Origin of the sequence: Pseudoxanthomonas winnipegensis (assembly GCF_030322905.1) — a bacterium.
Classification (GTDB): domain Bacteria; phylum Pseudomonadota; class Gammaproteobacteria; order Xanthomonadales; family Xanthomonadaceae; genus Pseudoxanthomonas_A; species Pseudoxanthomonas_A winnipegensis.
The window spans coordinates 1,835,309-1,852,296 of sequence record NZ_CP095475.1 but is presented as its reverse complement, the minus strand read 5'-3'; the positions used below and the strand labels follow the sequence as shown (position 1 = coordinate 1,852,296).

Sequence of the window (16,988 nt, the reverse complement as noted above, 5' to 3'; positions counted from 1 at the left end):
CCACCGCCGGCCTCGTGTCCGCCCAAGGTGTCAAGGCGGGCCGCTGTCCTCTTGACCGAGGCAGGGCCCGCCCGCCCTCATTTCGCCGCGCAATCGAGCACGTGCTGCGCCTCGGTGCCCAGGCCGACTTCGTGGATCGACAGCACCGTGCCGGCCGGCATGCGCCAGCCCAGCGGCGCGGTGACCTGGCCCATCTGCGCGTTGCGCGCGGCGAAGCATTTCAACGGGATGCCCAGCGTGCCCCAGGTGCCGCGCGGCGCTTGGGCCAGCGCGGTGTCGATCGGCAGGGATGCGCTGCAGCCCGGGCCGCATTCCAGGAACAGTTCGGCGCCCGGCTGCGACGGCGCGGCGTCCACGCGCAGGGTGACGCGCAGCATCACGTTGCCGTTGGTCTCGCGCACCAGGTCCAGCGGGCGCGGCGCGAGCAGCGCGATCTCGCCGGCCTGCTTCCAGGTGATCTTCCACGCGTCTTCCTGCGCCTTGTGGTCCACCGGTGCAATCGCCACGTCCGGCGCGTCGCGCTGGCCGGAAGGCTGGGACAGCGTGCGCGGCTTGCCCACCACCGACTGCACGCGCAGCGTCCAGCCGGTGGCTGGCGTTCCGCGTTCGAAGAAGGTCTGCGCGCCCAGCGAGGCCAGATCCATGCCCGCGTCCTCGGACAGCGCCGGCACGGACGCCGGCTTGGCGTAGGTCAGGCCGTAGCCGTAGGCGAACTGCGGGTCGTAACCGGGCTGGCCGACGTTCAAGGGCGTCTGCACCGCGGTGCGCGGCCACGAATAGGACAGCGTGCCGCGGAAGTCGTGCTGCACCTTGCCCGCAGCGTCGCGCAACAGCACATCGGCCACGCCGCCGCCTTCCGAACCCGGCAGCCAGGCGGCCACGAAGGCGTCGGCCGCGTTGATCTCACGATTCATCCACAGCGGACGGCCGGACAGGAACACCGCCACGACGGGTATGCCTTCCGCCTTGAGCTTGCGCAGCAGCTTCAGGTCGCGGTCGTCGCCCGGGCGATAGGCCAGCACCTTCAGGTCGCCCTGGAACTCGGCGTACGGCGTTTCGCCGAACACCACCACCGCCGCGTCGGGCTTGTGCGTGTAGTGGCCGTCGGCGGCCAGCTCGACCTGGCCGCCGGCGCGGGCCACCTGCTCGCGCAGGGCCGCGGCGATGGTCTGCGCATGCGGGAAGTCCTCCGGTTTCAGGCCGGTGCCCTGCCAGCTCAGGGTCCAGCCGCCGGACTGCATCATCATGTCGTCGGCGCCGTCGCCGGCCACCAGCAGCTTCGCGCGCGGGTTCAGCGGCAGCACGCCGCCATTGTTCTTCAGCAGCACCAGCGACTCGCGCACCGCGCGGCGCGCGATGGCGCGATGCTCGGCGCTGCCCAGCAGGTCGAACCGGCCCGCCACCCCGCGCGTGGAGGGCTTGCCGGCCTCGAACATGCCGGCGCGGAACTTGACCCGCAGGATGCGGCGCACCGCCTCGTCCAGGCGTCCGGCCGGCAGCGCATGGCCCTTCTCGGCCGCCAGCAGATGCTCGTAGCAGCCCTTCCAGGTGTCTGGCGCCATGATCATGTCCACGCCGGCGACGAAGGCCGGCACGCAGTTCTCGCGACTGCCGCCGGGCACGCCGGCATGGCCGTTCCAGTCGCTGACCACGAAACCGTCGAAGCCCATGCGCTGCTTCAGCACCCCATCCAGCAGCGAGGCGTTGCCGCTCATCTTGACCCCGTTCCAGCTGGAGAACGACACCATCACCGCCTGCACCCCGGCCTTCAGCGCCGGCGGATAGCCCGCGCCGTGCACGTCGCGCAGCGTGGCCTCGTCGATGCGCGCATCGCCCTGGTCGCGGCCCTCGAAGGTGCCGCCATCGGCCAGGAAGTGCTTGGCGGTGGCCACCACGTGCGCGCCCTTGAGGAAGTCCTTGCTGCCCGGCTTGCCCTGCAGGCCCTGGATCAGCGGACCGGCATAGGCGCGCACCACGTCCGGACTCTCCGAATAGCCCTCGTAGGTGCGGCCCCAGCGATCGTCCTGCGGCACCGCCAGGGTCGGGGCGAAGGTCCAGTCGATGCCGGTGGCGCGCATCTCCGCGGCGGTGGCTTGCGCGATCTGGCCCATCAGCGCCGGGTCGTGGGTCGCGCCCAGGCCGATGTTGTGCGGGAACAGCGTCGCGCCCACCACGTTGTTGTGGCCGTGCACCGCATCGACGCCGAAGATCACCGGGATGGCGTTGTACTTGCCGCCGCTGGTGTCCATCGAGGCAGCGTAGAAGTCGTCGGCCAGCGCCAGCCAGGCACTGGCCGGCGCGTTGTACTGGCCGCCCGGGTCCGAGCTGCCGCCGGCCAGGATCGAGCCGAGGCGGTAGGTCTTCAGATCGTCCGGGGTGACGCTGGAGATGTCGGCCTGGACCACCTGCCCGACCTTCTCTTCCGGCGACATCCTGGCCAGCAGCGCGTCGATGCGCGCCTCCAGCTTGGGATCGGGCTTGAGCGGCGAGCGCAGCTGCGGCCACAGCGCCGGATGCGCGGTGCCCGCCTGTTGGTCGAGCGCGATGGCCGCGCCGCCGCTCAGCACGCCGGCCGACAGCGTCGCCAGCAACGCGAGGGAAAGGGGGCCACGGGCGGCGCGGAAGGGACGTTGCTTCATGCAGAGGACTCCTGGGAAAGGGATGCACGTGCCGGACGTGCTGCGGTCGCAGCAGGCGTCGGCCGCGGGTTTTGGCAAGATGCGGCGACGGCGACAGGGGATGGCAGACGATGCGGGTGAGACTGGAGGACGTGGCCGAGGCGGCCGGCGTATCGATGAAGACGGTCTCGCGCGTGCTCAACCAGGAGCCGCGCGTGAGCGAACAGACTCGCCGCCGCGTGCAGGAAGTGGTCGACCGGCTGCACTACAAACCCAACCTCTCCGCGCGCAGCCTGGCCAGCCGGCGCACCTTCGTGGTCGCGCTGGCCTACGACAACCCCTCGCGCAACTACCTGATGCAGATCCAGGGCGGCGTGCTCGAGGCCTGCCGCGAGCGCCACTACACCCTGGTGCTGGCGCCGGTGACCTATGGCGAGGGCCGCGCGATCGCCGAGCTGCGCGAACTCGCCAACCAGCACGGCGTGGACGGCTTCGTGCTCACCCCGCCGCTGACCGACGACATGGAGCTGCTCGGCTTCCTGGACGATGCGGCCCTGCCCTTCGCCAGCATCGCCCCACGCACGCATCGTGGCCGCATCGGCGTGACCGTGGACGAACACGCCGCGGTGTGCGAGCTGATGCACCACCTGCTCGCGCTCGGCCATCGCCGCATCGGCCACATCAAGGGGCCGCCGACCCACGGCGCGGCCGAGTGGCGACATGCCGGCTACCGCGAGACTCTGCGCGAGGCCGGCATCGCCTACGACCCGGCGCTGGTGGCCAAGGGCGAGTTCACCTTCGAATCGGGCGTGGCCGCGGCCAACCAGCTGCTCGACCTGCCCGAGCCGCCCACCGCCATCTTCGCCGGCAACGACGACATGGCCGCCGGCGTGATCCGCGTGGCCGGCGAGCGCGGCCTGCGCATTCCGCAGCAGCTCTCGGTCTGCGGCTTCGACGACACGCCGATCTCGCGCCACATCTTCCCCTCGCTCACCACCGTGCGGCAGCCCACGCGCGACATGGGCCGCACCGCGACACTCGAACTGATCAAGACCATCCACACGCCCGACAGCGGCGCGATGGTGCAGATGCCCTACGCCCTGCAGCTGCGCGAATCGACCGCGGCCCCCTCGACCTGACGCAGGCATGCGCGCCGCGCCAGGGCAGCCCCGCAGTGCATGGACGAAACGCAAGTCAGGCAGGCGCATAGGGAGACAAGCCGGCAGCAAGGCAAGGAAGCGCCACCACCCACGACCCCATCCGGTGACAGCGCTGTCACCATACGAAGCCCGACCCCGCCTTGGCATTCTGCGCCGCATCAATCTGGCGGGCTTGTCATTCCCCAGACGGCACCAAGGCCGGCAGTGTCGGCCTTTGCCTTCCCATCATGCCGAAGGTGGGCAATGAAGCGTTCCGTTCCGCACGACTCGTGCAAGCAGGTCTTGAGATCTCGCCCTTGAGCTGCCCATGCGTCAATGCTGCGGGGGCCGTTCGCTCATGCGTGGGCCTCGGCTAAACTGCACCCGCGCATGACTTCCGATTCCGCTGCCACCGCCCTGCGCATCCTGGTCCTGGAGGACGATCCGATCCTGCGCGACCGCATCGTGGTGCCGGGACTGCGTCGCTTCGGCTTCGACGTCGACGGCTACGGCACCGGCGCGGAACTGCAGCAGCGCCTGCAGCGCGACGGCGCCGAGATCGTGGTGCTGGACGTCGGCCTGCCCGACACCGACGGCTTCACCCTGGCCGGCGCCCTGCGCCAGCAGGATCCGGACCTCGGCATCATCATGCTGACCAGCCTGGGGCAGACCGAAGACCGCATCCGCGGCCTGACCAGGGGGGCAGACGCCTATCTGTCCAAACCGGTGGAGATCGACCTGCTGGCCGCGACCCTGCATAGCCTGGCCCGGCGCGTGAGCGCTCGCCCGCCGCTGGCGCCGGCACGCGGGCGCTGGCAGGTGAGCGAGGACGGCTGGTGCCTGCTGTCGCCCTCCGGCGCCGCCGCGGCGCTGACCGGCAGCGAACGCCGCCTGTGCATGCGCCTGCTGGAGCAACCCGGGCTACTGGTGTCGCGCGAAGCGCTGATCGCGGCCCTGACCGACCGCGTCTACGACTTCGACGCGCACCGCCTGGACTCGATGGTGCACCGCCTGCGCAGCAAGGTGCAGCGCCGCTGCGGAGAGCCGTTGCCGCTGGCCGCCGTGCACGGCCAGGGCTACGTCCTCGATCCGGCCGGCTAGGGCGCGGCCTGGGCCGGCGGCGCATCGGCATGCGGCAGCACGATGCGGAACCGGGTGCCGATGCCCACGCTGCTGTGCACCTGGATCTGCCCCCCGGCGCGCACTACCAGGTCGCGAACCACGGCCAGACCCAGCCCGGTACCGCTTTCGGCGGGTTTGGTGCTGTAGAACGGTTCGAACACCTGCGCGGCGACCTCCGTGGGCATGCCATGGCCGTCGTCGGCGACCTCGATGACGGTCAGGCCATCGGCGCTGGACACGGCGATGTCGAAATGACCGCGGTCGGCGATCGCGTCGCGGCTATTGGAGGCCAGATTCAGCAGCATCAGGTCGAACTGGCTGCGCTCGAAGCGGATCGGCGCCTGCGCCGCCGGTAGCGCGCAGCGCAGCACGATCCGCGCTTCCAGCAACTGCCGCAGCATCGGCTGCAACGCCTCGACCGCGGCCGCCGCGTCGAAACGCTCGGCATGTTCGGCCTCGCGGCGACTGAAGCGCAGCAGGCGGCGCACGATGGTCATGCCGCGCTCGGCCGATGCCTCCACCGCCGCCAGGCTGTCCTCCAACTGCGCGATGCGCTGCGCATCGCTGGCCAGGTCGTCGTCGTGGCGCGCGGCCGCGAAGCCGGACATCACCGCCAGGATGTTGTTGAAGTCGTGGGCCAGGCCGCTGGCCATGCGCTCGGTGATCTCGCGCTTCTGCGCATGGATCAGCTGGGTCTGGGCGCGTTCGCGCTCCTGCATTTCCTGCTGCAGGCGCTGACCGCGCGCATTGGATTCGCGCAGGCTCTCGCGCAGCGCCTCGGTGGTGCGGTCCAGCAACAGCGTCACCAGCAGGTAGCTGCACAGCACCGGCAGGACGTTGAAGAGCGCCTGCGCCGAGGTATCGGCGAGCTCGACCAGGGCATCGTGGCCGACGCCGACGCCGAGCGTCAGCAGCAGGACGGCGAAGGTCACCCACAGCGCCCGGCGCCCAAGCACCAGACCGGCCAGGATCAGCGCCAGCAGCTGGGCCAACTGGTCCGGCAGCTGCTTCTGGAAGCCGTTGATGGCGGCATTGACCAGCAGCGCGCCGAGCATCGCCCCGAGCAGCAGGCGCACGCCGCCGCGCAACGCGCCGCGGCGCACGCGCACGAAGCCGATCGCCGCGCAGACGCCGATCATCAGGCTCATGGCGAGCGAGATCAGCATGCCCAGGGGCAGCGGCTGCCCGCGCAGCTGCGGCCAGGCCAGGGTCAGGGCGATCACGAGGGTCGCCGGGATGGTCACCGCAAGGAACAACAGCAGCAGTTGGATCACCCGCGCATTGCGCCGATCCACCTCGTCCACCAGCGGCGCGCGGCCCAGCCAGGTCCAGAACGCCTTCGTCATGCCGCCGTGCCTCATCCCATTCAGTGAGATTTCGATGATGATCCTGCGAGAACTTGCGGGTGACAAGCCGATGACGGCCCCTCTAAGTTCGCAGGACGGAACGCGCCCGGGGACGACGGCGCCGCTCCCAGACCACGCTCGACCGATACGGAGGCGCACACGCGCCGCCGACGTCTCCTTCTGCCTGCCGTTTTTTCGAACCCGAGATCGCCATGAACGAACGCATTTCCCAGCGCGGCACCGCCGCCCGTCTTCCGGCTTCCCACGCCCGCAACCGCCTGGCGCTGGCCCTGGCCTGCGCGCTGTGCCTGACCTCGACGGCGATGGCGCAGTCCATCGGCACCACGTCCACGACGGCCGGCAGCGCCAGATCCGCGACCATCGCGACCCGCGCCGCAGACGCCACCGCCAGCGACGCCGGCGCGACACCTTACGACCCCAGCATCTACTTCAAGGCCACCGGCAGCGCCGACAGCGACGCCGGCGCCGAGGCCGACGGCGACGAAGCGCTGGCCGCCGGCGAGGCCGCCTCGGCGGTGGGCAACGGCGCCATCGCGGTCGGCGGCGGCGCGGTCGGCTACGCCGACCACGCACTGGCCGTGGGCCAGAACAGCCTGGCCACCGAGATGTCCACCACCGCCGTCGGCGGCATGCTCGACGTGGATTACTCCTATCTGTCCGGCGGCGTCACGATCCTGCAGCAGACCTCCGCCACCGGCATGGCCGCGACCGCGCTGGGCGCGGGTGCCCAGGCCAGCGGCAAGTTCAACGTGGCCGCCGGCGCCGGCGCGATCGCCAGCGACAACTCCAGCGTCGCCGTCGGTGGCATCGTCGATGTGGGCGAAGACGGCTTGAGCTCGGAAGGGATGCAGCTGCAGGCCACCCAGGCCACCGGTCCGCTGTCCACCGCGCTGGGCGGCGGCGCGCTGGCCACCGCCTACAACGCGACCGCGGTCGGCGCGTTGGCCGAGGCCAGTTCCCAGCGGACGGTGGCCGTGGGCTCCACCGCGCTCGCCAACCAGTACGCCGCCGTCGCCGTGGGCGCACAGAGCCAGGCCACCGCCGAGTGGGCCACCGCCTTCGGCAACGCCGCACGCGCCATGGGCATCCACAGCGTGGCGATGGGTCCCAGCGCATTCGCGCAGAGCGACGACGCCACGGCGGTCGGCCCGGCCGCGCTGGCCCTCGGGGTCGGCTCGACCGCGCTCGGCAACGGCTCCTGGGCCGGCGGTACCCGCAGCCTGGCCTTGGGCGGAGGCATGGTCTGGAACGGCGAATTCTTCCGCGACATCCCGGTGCTGTTCTACGACAGCATCGCCGTGGGCACCGGCGCGGACGTGTTCGGCGACCAGTCGATCGCGATCGGCCCCGGCGCCCGCGTCGGCAACTCGCAGTTCGTCAACGGCCAGACGACCATCACCAACCGCAGCGTGGCGCTGGGCGCCGGCTCGGTCGCCGAACGCGACGACACCGTGTCCATCGGCGCGGTCGGGGCCGAGCGCCAGCTCACCAACCTGGCCGCCGGCACCATGGATACCGATGCGGTCAATCTGGCGCAGCTGCGCAAGGTCGCCGCCGCGTTCGGCGCCGGCAGCACGGTGGATGCCAACGGCGATCTGATCGGCGGCAACTACCTGGTGCAGGGCACGCACTACACCGACCTGGGTTCGGCCATGGGGGCCATCGATACCGCGCTGACGGGGTTCGATTCGCGCATCAACACCCTCGCCGGTTCCGACAGCGGTCGCGGCGTCAGCATCGGCGACGGCGCCGTGGCGCCGCCCAGCACCGGCGCCGGCACCAATGCCGTGGCCGTGGGCTCCGGCGCCACCGCCAACGGCGACAACGGCGTGGCGGTCGGCGCGCAGGCGCTGGCCTACGGCCCCAACGACACCGCGATCGGCGGCAACGCCACGGTCAACGCCGACGGCAGCACCGCGGTCGGCGCCAATGCCCGGATCACGGCGGCGGCGACCAATGCGGTGGCGATCGGCGAAAGCGCGACCGCGTCCGCCGCCTCCTCCACCGCACTGGGCCAGGGCGCGTCGGCCAGCGCCGCCAACGCGGTCGCGCTGGGTCAGGGCGCGGTCGCCAACCGCGCCAACACGGTCTCGGTGGGCAACGTCGGCAACGAACGCCAGATCGCCAACGTCGCCGCCGGCAGCGCCGACACCGATGCGGTCAACGTGGCGCAGATGCGCGCCGGCGACAGCGCCACCCTGAGCAGCGCCAACGCCTACACCAACACCCGCATCACCGCGCTGGACGACAACTTCAACCAGCTGCGCGCCGACACCGAGCGTCGCTTCGACGGCATGGACCGGCGCATGGACCGGCTCGGCGCGATGAGCGCGGCAATGCTCAACATGGCGGTCAATGCCGCCGGCACGCAGAGCCCGCGCGGGCGGGTGTCGGTCGGCGCAGGCTTCCAGGGCGGCGAGCAGGCGCTATCGGTCGGCTACGCCAAGAAGATCGGGACGCGCGCTTCGTTCAGCCTGGGCGGCGCCTTCAGCAGCGGTGAGTCCTCGGCCGGCATCGGCGTGGGCGTGGACCTGTGACCTCCCGCGGCGGCATGCGCCGCCGCGCTCTTCCTCTTATCTCTCCTTTCCAGGACATGCAGATGACGTCTTCCACACCGCTCGCAACCGCCCTCGCCGCCATCCTGTTCGCCGGTGCCGCCCAGGCCGCTTCTCCCACCATCGGCCTGGGCCGCGTGCAAGACCCGGCGCCGCAATCGGCCGCGCCCACCGAACTGGGCCAGCGCTTCATCGTCAAGACCCGCGACAGCGGCGCCCGGGCGCGCAGCCTGCTGGCCAGCACCCTCAGCAGCGCGGTGGCGCGCAGCGGCATGCAGCGCGCCCTGCCCGCCAACGCCAGCGTACCGGCACGCAGCGCGGTCAGCGCCAAGGTGCTGCGTGACATGGCGGTGCCGGGATGGCATGTGGTGCAGACCTCGCGCCGCCTGAGCGACAGCGAGCGCACCGCCTTCATCGCCGAACTCAAGGCCGACCCGTCGGTCGTTTCGGTGCAGGTCGACCGCCTGTACACCCGCCTGGACGAAGCCAGCGTGCGCCTGCCGGCGGCCATGGCGGCCGCGGCCTCCACCACCCCGAACGATCCTGCCTACGCCCAGCTGCAGTGGAACTTCCACGACCCGGCCGGCGGCGTCAACGCCGAAGCCGGCTGGACCCGCTCCACCGGCGAGGGCGTGGTGGTGGCGGTGATCGATACCGGCGTGGTGCAGAACAATCCGGACCTGGCCGCCAACGTGCTGCCGGGCTACGACATGATCACCGACCGCCGCGTCTCGCGCCGCGACAGCGACGGCCGCGTGCCGGGCGGCTACGACCTGGGCGACTGGGTGGAGACCGACTACTGCACCGCGCTCGGCGCATCGGGCAACGCGCCCGAGCCCAGTTCGTGGCACGGCAGCCATGTCTCCGGCACCATCGCCCAGGTGACAAACAACAATCTGGCCACCGCCGGCCTGGCCTACAACGTCAAGATCCTGCCGGTGCGCGTGCTGGGCTCCTGCGGCGGCTTCGGCAGCGACATCGCCGATGGCATGCTGTGGGCGGCGGGCCTGCCGGTGGACGGCCTGCCGACCAATCCGAATCCGGCCGAGGTGATCAACATGAGCCTGGGCAGCGGCGACCCGGACAGCTGCCCGCAGCTCTACCAGGACGCGATCGACCAGGTCAACGCCGCGGGCACGATCATCGTGGTCGCCGCGGGCAACGCCAACGCCAACGCCGGCAACTACACGATGTCCTCCTGCAACGGCGTGATCAGCGTCGGCGCCACGCGTGTCAACGGCGGCCGCGCCAGCTACTCCAACTACGGCAGCCGCGTGGACATCGCCGCGCCCGGCGGCGGCGGCGACGTGGACGGCAACCCGAACGGCTACATCTTCCAGGTCCTCAACGCCGGCACCCAGGGCCCGACCAGCGAGTGGCAGATCGGCGGCATGGCCGGCACGTCCATGGCCTCACCGCACGTGGCCGCGGCGGTGGCGATGGTGCAGAGCGTGGCCACGACGCCGTTCACCTGGACGGGCATGCGCGATCTGCTGCGCGCCAGCGCGCGGCCGTTCCCGGTGGCGATCTCGACCACGACGCCGATCGGCGCCGGCATTCTTGATGTGGACATGCTGCTGCAGATGGCCACCACGCCGCCGTGCCAGCCCTCCGACAGCAGTTGCGTGCCGCCGACCAAGACCCTGACTAACAAGGTCGAGCTGCGCGGCCTCGGCAGCCAGGGCGGAGATGCGCTGTACAGCTTCCAGGCCGCGGCCGGCACGGTGGTCAGCTTCATGACCTTCGGCGGCAGCGGCAACGTGGCCATGTACGTGTCGGCGGGCAGAACGCCGACCAGCAGCAGCTACGACGCACGCTCCACCCGCGCCGGCACCACCCAGACGATCCGCATCACCCCGTCCAGCGCCGGCACCTACTACCTGCGCCTGAGCGGAAGCTACAGCGGCCTGACCCTGGTGGCGCGGCAATAGGACCTTGCACCGTACGGCGGCGGCCGGACGGGACAGCCCGTCGCCAGGTCGAGGCGGCCGGCCGACAGGGAGGTCGGTCGGCGCCTCTGGTGAGGCGCCGGTCAAGGTCTGGCGCCGCACCACCGCCATATCCAAGGCGCGACGCGCACCAAGGACCGTCGAACACAAAAAAACCCGCTAAGCGCGGGTTCGATTGGATCTTATCGGGCGTTGCGGGATAGCCCTTGGTGCCGAAGGTGGGACTCGAACCCACACGCTTTTAAGGGCGGCGGATTTTGAGTCCGCTGCGTCTACCATTCCGCCACTTCGGCGCGGCCGCGCAGTATAGCGGCCCGGCGCGGCGCCGGTAAGCCTGCGGCGGGCGGCGTTGCGCGCCTGGCGCTCTCCCGCGGTGCATCACTCGTCTGGCGATATTCCTTGCTAGATTGGCGGAAACAGGCCAGCTCCGATCCCCCATGCCCATGCTCGCTTCCAGACCGCGCCTCCCGGGTGTGCGGCCGATGCCCCAGGTCGAACTGTGCCGCCGCGGCGAGCTGCGCGTGGAGAAGTTCCTCGACGCGGCCGCCGAGGTGTTCGCCGAGAAGGGCTACCAGCAGGCCCGCCTGAGCGAGATCGTGGCGCGCGCCGGCGGATCGCTGGCCACGCTGTACCGGGCCTTCGGCGACAAGGAGGGCCTGGCCTTCGCCATCATCGAGCGCCGCCTGCAGGACATGGCCGACCGGCTGCGCGCGATGGAACTGGACGGCTTGCCGCCGCAGGAGGCGCTGCGCAAGGCCGGCCGTGAGATCGCCGCCAGCCTGACCACGCCCGATGCGCTGCTGGTCAACCGCATCGTGATCGGCGAAGGCCGCGCCTTCCCGCAGCTGCGCGACTTCTTCTTCGACAACGCCATCGCCGACACGCGCGGCTGCCTGGGCCATTACTTCGAACAGCAGGTCGCCGCTGGCAGGCTGGTGCTGCATACCACGCCCTACCAGGCGGCGGGCCAGTTCTTCATGATGCTGTTCGGCGAGCTGACCATCCGCACCGCCTGCGGCTACATGGCCAACTCAGAGCCGGAGGACCTGGCGACCTACGTGGACGCCTCGGTCGAGCAGTTCCTGCACGGCGCGCTGCCGCGCTGAAGCCGCTTCATCGCAGCGAACGCGGGCTGGCGAACGGCCACCAGCCCGCGCCGGTCAAGGCATAGCGATCGGCGGCGCGCTCGAAGCGGTTGCGCACGCTGATCCCGCCACACAGCAGATAGAGCGGCAGGAACAGCGGCCCCAGCGCCATGTACTGCAGCACGTGCGCGCGTTCGTGATCGCCCAGGCGGATCGGCGCGTCGATGCAGTGCCCTGCCCGATGGCCGTAGGTGTGACAGGCGACGTCCAGGTCGGGCCCGGTGTGCAGGATGGTGTTGCCGAAGGTGATCGCCCCGCCCGGCCCCCAGGGCCAGCGCGCGAACACCAGCGCGTGCTCGCGCGTGCTCAGGTGCACCCGCGCGCCGCGCAGCAGTCCTGCTGCGCCGAGCAGCAGGCCGATCAGGGTATTGGGCGAGGTCCAGACCACCCCCAGCGCCAGCAGCAGCGGATGCGGCGCGCGCCCGCCGGCGCGATCGCTCACGCCTCGTTGGGCATCAGCAGCCACAGCAGCAGGTAGACCAGGATGCCGGGGAACGCGGCCGAGGCCAGCGAGACGATGACGAACACCACGCGTACCAGCGTGGCATTCCAGCCGAAGCGACGGGCGATGCCGCCCATGACGCCGGCGATCATGCGGTCGTCCAGCGAGCGGGCCAGCGGACGGGGAGCGGTGGGCGTGTTCATGGCGGCACTCTGCGAGCGGCGGTGGATGGTGGGGAGTCTAGCGGTGTGTGGGTCAAGGGCGGGTTGGGGATTCGGGATTCGGGATTCGGGATTCGGGATTCGGGATTCGGGATTCGGGATTCGGGATTCGGGATTCGGGATTCGGGATTCGGGATTCGGGATTCGGGATTGGGGATTGGGGATTGGGGATTGGGGATTGGGGATTGGGGATTGGGGATTGGGGATTGGGGATTGGGGATTGGGGATTCGGGATTGGGGATTGGGGATTGGGGATTGGGGATCGCAGGAAGCACGAGCCCAGGTGATCTGCCCCCTCCCTTGCGCGCAGCGCGGGGGAGGGTTGGGGAGGGGTTGGCAGTTGCAGTTGCTGTTGCAGTTAGCTGTTGCTTCTAAGGCTCGCCGTTGCCGCTGCTTTCGCTTGTCTTTAGTTAGCCGCGAAGAGCACCCCTCCCCGGCCCTCCCCTGCGCTGCGCGCAAGGGAGGGGGCGGATCATGGGAAGCGGTCAGTTTGGCGGGGCGGTTGGTGGCGCTTGGACCAAGTCGCCAAACAGTGGGGCCGGCAGACCCGATCAACGCGCCGCCAGCCAGCCTGCGATGGCGCTGGGGACTTCGCGCTGGGCGCGGCTGGAGACGTAGATGCCGATATGGCCGCCGCGGAAGCTCAGTTCGGAATAGTCCTGGCTGCCGACCAGCCCGCGCAGCGCCTTGGAGGCATCCGGGGGCACCAGGTGATCCTGCTCGGCGTAGATGTTGAGGATCGGCATCTGCAGGCGCGAGAGGTCCACCGCTTCGCCGTCCAGGGCGATGCCGCCTGCGACGAAGCCGTTGGCCTGGTAGAACTGCTTGGCGAACTGGCGGAAGGCCTCGCCCACCTGGTCGGGCGAGTCGAAGATCCACTTCTCCATGCGCAGGAAGTCCTGCACCGCGCGCCGGTCGTCGAGGATGTCGAGCAGGCCGACATACTTCTGCACGTTCAGGCGGAACGGCTTGAGCATCAGGTAGCTCAGGTTCATCAGGTCGGCCGGCACGTTGCCCAGCGTGTCCACCAGCAGATCCACATCGACCATGCGGATCCAGTTGGACAGCATGTTGTCCGGGGTGTGGAAGTCCACCGGGGTGACCATCGTGATCAGGTTGCGCAGCTTGGCCGGATGCAGCGCGGCATGGCACAGCGAGAGCGCACCGCCCTGGCAGATGCCGAGCACGTTGATCGCGTCCTCGCCACTGGTCTGGCGCAGATGGTCAACGGCGCCGTCGATGTAGCGGTTGACGTAATCGTCCAGCAACGCGAAACGGTCCGAGCGATCCGGATAGCCCCAGTCGATCAGGTAGACATCCTGGCCCTGCGCCAGCAGGCCCCGGACCAGCGAACGGTCCTCCTGCAGGTCGACCATGTAGGGCCGGTTGACCAGCGCATAGGTGATGAGCAGCGGGACCCTGGCGGTGGGCGCGGTGTCGCCGATGAAGCGATACAGCACCACCTTGCCATCGCGCCAGACTTCCTCGCGCGGGGTCACACCGTAATGCACGTCGCCGACCTCGGGCAGCGTGCGCAGGCCGGCGCCCAGCTTCTCCTGCAGGGCGATCGCTTCGGCGGCCAGCGCATCGGCAGTGGCGCGGAACGGGCTGCGGCTCATGCCGGCGCCTTGCCGCGCGTGGTGCGCCTGGCGGAGGTCTTCGAGATGGGCTTGCTGGGGGCTCTGGTGCGGCCGGCCTTCTTCGCTGCCGCCTTCTTCGCTGCCGCCTTCTTCGCTGCGACTTTCTTCGCTTCGACTTTCTTCGCCGTAGGCTTATCGCCGGTCTTCTTCGCTGCGGTCTTGGCCGACTTCTTCGCCGGCGCCTTCGACGCAGGGGAAGACTTCGAAGCGGCGGTCCTCTTCGCCGCCTTGGCCGGTCGCGCGGGCGACGGGGCCTGGCGAGGCGTTTCAGGCGCGGCCGCGGGACGCGGCGCGGGCCGCTCGGCGGCCTGGCCGCGCATCATGCGACGCAGGATGCGCTCGAGTTCGGCGATCTTGCGGTGCGCGGCGTCGACCTCGGTGCGCGTGGGCAGACCCAGCAGACTGCCGAGCTGCTCGACCTCGCGCTGCACGCCGGCGCGCATGCGCATCTGCGCGTTGGCCAGCGCGCCGTAGACCTCGCTGAATTCCTCGGACAGCGCCATGCGCGCGTAGGCATCCTCGGCCGCGTCGATCCACTCGTCGAACAGGGCCCGCGCGCTGTCCAGCGCACTGCCCTCGCCCGCCCGCTGGTTCAACTTCTCCTCGAACAGCGCATAGGCCTGCCGCGAGGCATCCTCCAGCAGGGTGCGGTAGGCCTCGGCCGCCTCGCGCAGCGCATGCTGGGCCTGCAACAGGCCCTTCCAGCGCTGCTGGTGCTCGCGCGCCGGACCGAAGGCCGGCGTCCTGGACCATTCCTCCAGCGGCCCGCGCAGCGATTCCAGCCAGGGCAGCCACTGCTCGCCCAGATCGTCCAGCCCGGTGGCCTGGCCGAACAGGCTGCCGAACAGGTCCGGATACGGATTGGCCTCGGTCGCGCCCAGCGCCTGGCGCCAGGCGGCGACGATGTCGGCCGGGGTGTTGTCGCGGTCGGCGAACTGGGCGGCCACGTGCTGCATGCGCCCGAACCAGTGCCGGGCCAGCCCGTCGAAGCGCTCCATCACATCGCCCGGCGCCCCGCCCTTGGGCGGCGTCCAGCCCGGCCAGCCGCCGGGCACCTGCTGCCAGGCCGGCGCCGCGGTCTCCAGCGGCACCGAGGCGAACTTGCGCAGCGCCTCGCCCCAGGTCTCCCAGACCTGGCGCGCCATCGCGTCCGCCCCTTCGCCCCAACCGCCTTGTGCACCCGACATTACGCGCTCCCGACTTGCGTCTGGATGATAGCAACCTGCCGGCAGCTGCCCTACGGCTTGGGAATACGCAGTGTCTTGCTGATCATCAGCGAGCCGGACAGCGCGAACAGCAGCACCAGCGGATGCAGCTGCCACGGCCCCAGCTGCCACTGGCCCCACCATACCTGCGCGCCGAGGCGGCCCTGCACCGCCGCCACCGCCAGCAGCACCACCAGCGCCAGGCTGGTCGGGATGGGCGTGCCCTCGAAGTAGGTCACCTTGCCCTCATCGCCCGAGAGCGCCTCGGCGGTGACGTTGTAGCGCGCCAGTCGGCTGACGCCGCAGCACACGAAGTAGCTCAGGATCAGCCAGTCCCAGCCGCCCTGCAGGCCGCAGGCATAGGCCAGCGCCGCCGGCGCCACGCCGAAGGAGATCACGTCGGCCAGCGAATCCAGCTCGCGCCCCAGGGTGGAGGCCGACTTGCGCCAGCGCGCCACCCGGCCGTCCAGCGCGTCGAAGATGAAGGCCAGCGGGATCAGCGCCATGCCGGCCAGCAGCACCCCCACCCGGCCCTGCTGCATGTAGTGCAGCGCGGCGAATACCGCGCCGCTGCCGCAGAAGGCGTTGCCCAGGGTGAACCAGTCGGCCAGCTGGAAGTCGCGCAGCATCGAGAAATGGCGGGGTCGTGACATGGTGCGCGCGCTCGCGACGGAAGAACGGGCCGCCAGCCTGCCAAGGGCGGCGTCGCGCGGCAATCAAGGCCGGGCGCGAGGGCTCGAAAAGATGGCACCTGTCAGCGCCACGCGGCCGGCCGCGTATCGGGCCGCGATGTTCCACGCGCAGGCCGGACGCGCCGCGATTCCGCCTGGTCATTTTTGTGCCATTTCGCTTGACACGCCTGCCCTGCAACGCGCTCACGCGCTTATCCACACCTTTGTCCGCGCGCCATCCACAGCCCCTGTGGATGAACTTACGCGCGCCGGTCACTTTTTCGCCATCTTCGGGCGAGGCCGTGCCGTTGCTGGGCGCGCGCGGCTTATCCACATGCTTGCCCCACCACTCATCCACACCGGCTGTGGAGAACTGCGGCGGCGGCACGGCTCACCGGGGGGTACGGTTCCACGGCCGCCAACCGGGCCCGGCTCGGCGCCAACGGACGGGACGGGACACCCCCGCTCAGCGGGCGCTGGACCGCCGCTGAAGGCCCGCGCCTGGACCGGCTTGACGAAAGGCCTCTGGAAGATTGGCGGTCTAGCGTGGCGCCTGGCTGCTGCGGCCGAGGCCGCAGCGTGCGCTCCACCGGCGGCCAGTGCCGTGCGGTGGCCTCTCATTCGCGGAGCACTGCCATGACCCCGTCCATCGAATCGCAGATCCAGACCATCGTCGCCCAGCACGCCGAGATCGACCCCGCCACCTTGACCCCGGACACCAAGCTGCAGGAGCTGGGCGTGGATTCGCTCGAGGCCATCGAGATCCTGTTCGACATCGAAGAGCACTTCGACATCACCTTCCCGCAGCGCGATCCGAAGCTGGACGACGGCTCGCTCGGCAAGCTGGTCCTGGCCGTCGAGGACGCGCTGGCGACCAAGGCGGCCACCGCGGCGCAGCCGGCGCACTGACGCGC

Annotated in this window: 13 protein-coding genes and 1 tRNA gene; 6 read left to right on the top strand and 8 right to left on the bottom strand. The window is 70.5% G+C overall.

What is annotated here, in order from left to right:
* Positions 1-77: 77 nt before the first annotated feature.
* Complete coding sequence (locus tag MWN52_RS08205) at positions 78-2,639, bottom strand: glycoside hydrolase family 3 protein (protein WP_286577409.1); 2,562 nt, start codon at positions 2,637-2,639, stop codon at positions 78-80.
* A gap of 110 nt (positions 2,640-2,749) precedes the next feature.
* Here MWN52_RS08205 and MWN52_RS08200 point away from each other — a divergent pair, with 110 nt between their 5' ends.
* Together MWN52_RS08200 and MWN52_RS08195 are read left to right on the top strand one after the other, a co-directional pair.
* Positions 2,750-3,757 carry a LacI family DNA-binding transcriptional regulator gene (locus MWN52_RS08200; RefSeq protein ID WP_130519491.1) on the top strand — a complete coding sequence of 336 codons (1,008 nt, stop codon included), beginning with the start codon at positions 2,750-2,752 and terminating at the stop codon, positions 3,755-3,757.
* A gap of 390 nt (positions 3,758-4,147) precedes the next feature.
* A complete protein-coding gene (locus MWN52_RS08195) occupies positions 4,148-4,858 on the top strand; it encodes a response regulator transcription factor (RefSeq protein WP_286577408.1) in 711 nt (236 codons plus the stop codon).
* Here the strand turns inward: MWN52_RS08195 and MWN52_RS08190 are convergent.
* Positions 4,855-6,225 (bottom strand): sensor histidine kinase, encoded by a 1,371-nt coding sequence (locus tag MWN52_RS08190; RefSeq protein ID WP_286577407.1) that lies wholly within the window; start codon positions 6,223-6,225, stop codon positions 4,855-4,857. The two genes, MWN52_RS08195 and MWN52_RS08190, sit on opposite strands and share 4 nt — an antisense overlap.
* A gap of 212 nt (positions 6,226-6,437) precedes the next feature.
* Here MWN52_RS08190 and MWN52_RS08185 point away from each other — a divergent pair, with 212 nt between their 5' ends.
* Positions 6,438-8,783, top strand: a complete 2,346-nt coding sequence (locus MWN52_RS08185; RefSeq protein ID WP_286577406.1) for a YadA family autotransporter adhesin — start codon at positions 6,438-6,440, stop codon at positions 8,781-8,783.
* Between the two features lie 62 nt (positions 8,784-8,845).
* Positions 8,846-10,732 (top strand): S8 family peptidase, encoded by a 1,887-nt coding sequence (locus MWN52_RS08180; protein WP_286577405.1) that lies wholly within the window; start codon positions 8,846-8,848, stop codon positions 10,730-10,732.
* A gap of 225 nt (positions 10,733-10,957) precedes the next feature.
* On the opposite strand, the gene MWN52_RS08175 is transcribed toward MWN52_RS08180, so the two are convergent.
* Positions 10,958-11,043 (bottom strand) — tRNA-Leu (locus tag MWN52_RS08175).
* A gap of 189 nt (positions 11,044-11,232) precedes the next feature.
* Between MWN52_RS08175 and MWN52_RS08170 the strand changes: the two genes are divergently transcribed.
* On the top strand, positions 11,233-11,856 hold the full coding sequence (locus MWN52_RS08170; RefSeq protein ID WP_286577404.1) for a TetR/AcrR family transcriptional regulator: 624 nt from the start codon (positions 11,233-11,235) through the stop codon (positions 11,854-11,856).
* A gap of 7 nt (positions 11,857-11,863) precedes the next feature.
* Here MWN52_RS08170 and MWN52_RS08165 read toward each other — a convergent pair whose 3' ends face one another.
* From MWN52_RS08165 to pssA, 5 genes are all read right to left on the bottom strand, one after another.
* The gene (locus MWN52_RS08165) at positions 11,864-12,337 is read right to left on the bottom strand and encodes a hypothetical protein (protein WP_286577403.1); all 474 of its coding nucleotides are present in this window, start codon (positions 12,335-12,337) and stop codon (positions 11,864-11,866) included.
* The gene (locus tag MWN52_RS08160) at positions 12,334-12,540 is read right to left on the bottom strand and encodes a PspC domain-containing protein (protein WP_130519479.1); all 207 of its coding nucleotides are present in this window, start codon (positions 12,538-12,540) and stop codon (positions 12,334-12,336) included. Before MWN52_RS08160 ends, MWN52_RS08165 begins: the two co-directional genes overlap by 4 nt.
* Before the next feature lie 569 nt (positions 12,541-13,109).
* Positions 13,110-14,177, bottom strand: a complete 1,068-nt coding sequence (locus MWN52_RS08155; RefSeq protein ID WP_130522315.1) for a class III poly(R)-hydroxyalkanoic acid synthase subunit PhaC — start codon at positions 14,175-14,177, stop codon at positions 13,110-13,112.
* A complete protein-coding gene (locus MWN52_RS08150; RefSeq protein ID WP_286577401.1) occupies positions 14,174-15,385 on the bottom strand; it encodes a poly(R)-hydroxyalkanoic acid synthase subunit PhaE in 1,212 nt (403 codons plus the stop codon). Before MWN52_RS08150 ends, MWN52_RS08155 begins: the two co-directional genes overlap by 4 nt.
* Before the next feature lie 50 nt (positions 15,386-15,435).
* Complete coding sequence (gene pssA, locus MWN52_RS08145; RefSeq protein ID WP_130522313.1) at positions 15,436-16,056, bottom strand: CDP-diacylglycerol--serine O-phosphatidyltransferase; 621 nt, start codon at positions 16,054-16,056, stop codon at positions 15,436-15,438.
* A gap of 654 nt (positions 16,057-16,710) precedes the next feature.
* On the opposite strand from pssA, the gene MWN52_RS08140 reads away from it, so the two are divergent.
* Positions 16,711-16,983, top strand: coding sequence for an acyl carrier protein (locus MWN52_RS08140; protein WP_130522312.1), 273 nt, complete (start codon positions 16,711-16,713; stop codon positions 16,981-16,983).
* The last annotated feature ends 5 nt before the right edge of the window (positions 16,984-16,988 follow it).

What these genes read in the sequence shown, in the direction of transcription:
- MWN52_RS08205 (WP_286577409.1), bottom strand. Translation starts at nt 2,639, where the DNA reads ATGAAGCAACGTCCCTTCCGCGCCGCCCGTGGCCCCCTTTCCCTCGCG.
- MWN52_RS08200 (WP_130519491.1), top strand. Translation starts at nt 2,750, where the DNA reads ATGCGGGTGAGACTGGAGGACGTGGCCGAGGCGGCCGGCGTATCGATG.
- MWN52_RS08195 (WP_286577408.1), top strand. Translation starts at nt 4,148, where the DNA reads ATGACTTCCGATTCCGCTGCCACCGCCCTGCGCATCCTGGTCCTGGAG.
- MWN52_RS08190 (WP_286577407.1), bottom strand. Translation starts at nt 6,225, where the DNA reads ATGACGAAGGCGTTCTGGACCTGGCTGGGCCGCGCGCCGCTGGTGGAC.
- MWN52_RS08185 (WP_286577406.1), top strand. Translation starts at nt 6,438, where the DNA reads ATGAACGAACGCATTTCCCAGCGCGGCACCGCCGCCCGTCTTCCGGCT.
- MWN52_RS08180 (WP_286577405.1), top strand. Translation starts at nt 8,846, where the DNA reads ATGACGTCTTCCACACCGCTCGCAACCGCCCTCGCCGCCATCCTGTTC.
- MWN52_RS08170 (WP_286577404.1), top strand. Translation starts at nt 11,233, where the DNA reads ATGCCCCAGGTCGAACTGTGCCGCCGCGGCGAGCTGCGCGTGGAGAAG.
- MWN52_RS08160 (WP_130519479.1), bottom strand. Translation starts at nt 12,540, where the DNA reads ATGAACACGCCCACCGCTCCCCGTCCGCTGGCCCGCTCGCTGGACGAC.
- MWN52_RS08155 (WP_130522315.1), bottom strand. Translation starts at nt 14,177, where the DNA reads ATGAGCCGCAGCCCGTTCCGCGCCACTGCCGATGCGCTGGCCGCCGAA.
- MWN52_RS08150 (WP_286577401.1), bottom strand. Translation starts at nt 15,385, where the DNA reads ATGTCGGGTGCACAAGGCGGTTGGGGCGAAGGGGCGGACGCGATGGCG.
- pssA (WP_130522313.1), bottom strand. Translation starts at nt 16,056, where the DNA reads ATGTCACGACCCCGCCATTTCTCGATGCTGCGCGACTTCCAGCTGGCC.
- MWN52_RS08140 (WP_130522312.1), top strand. Translation starts at nt 16,711, where the DNA reads ATGACCCCGTCCATCGAATCGCAGATCCAGACCATCGTCGCCCAGCAC.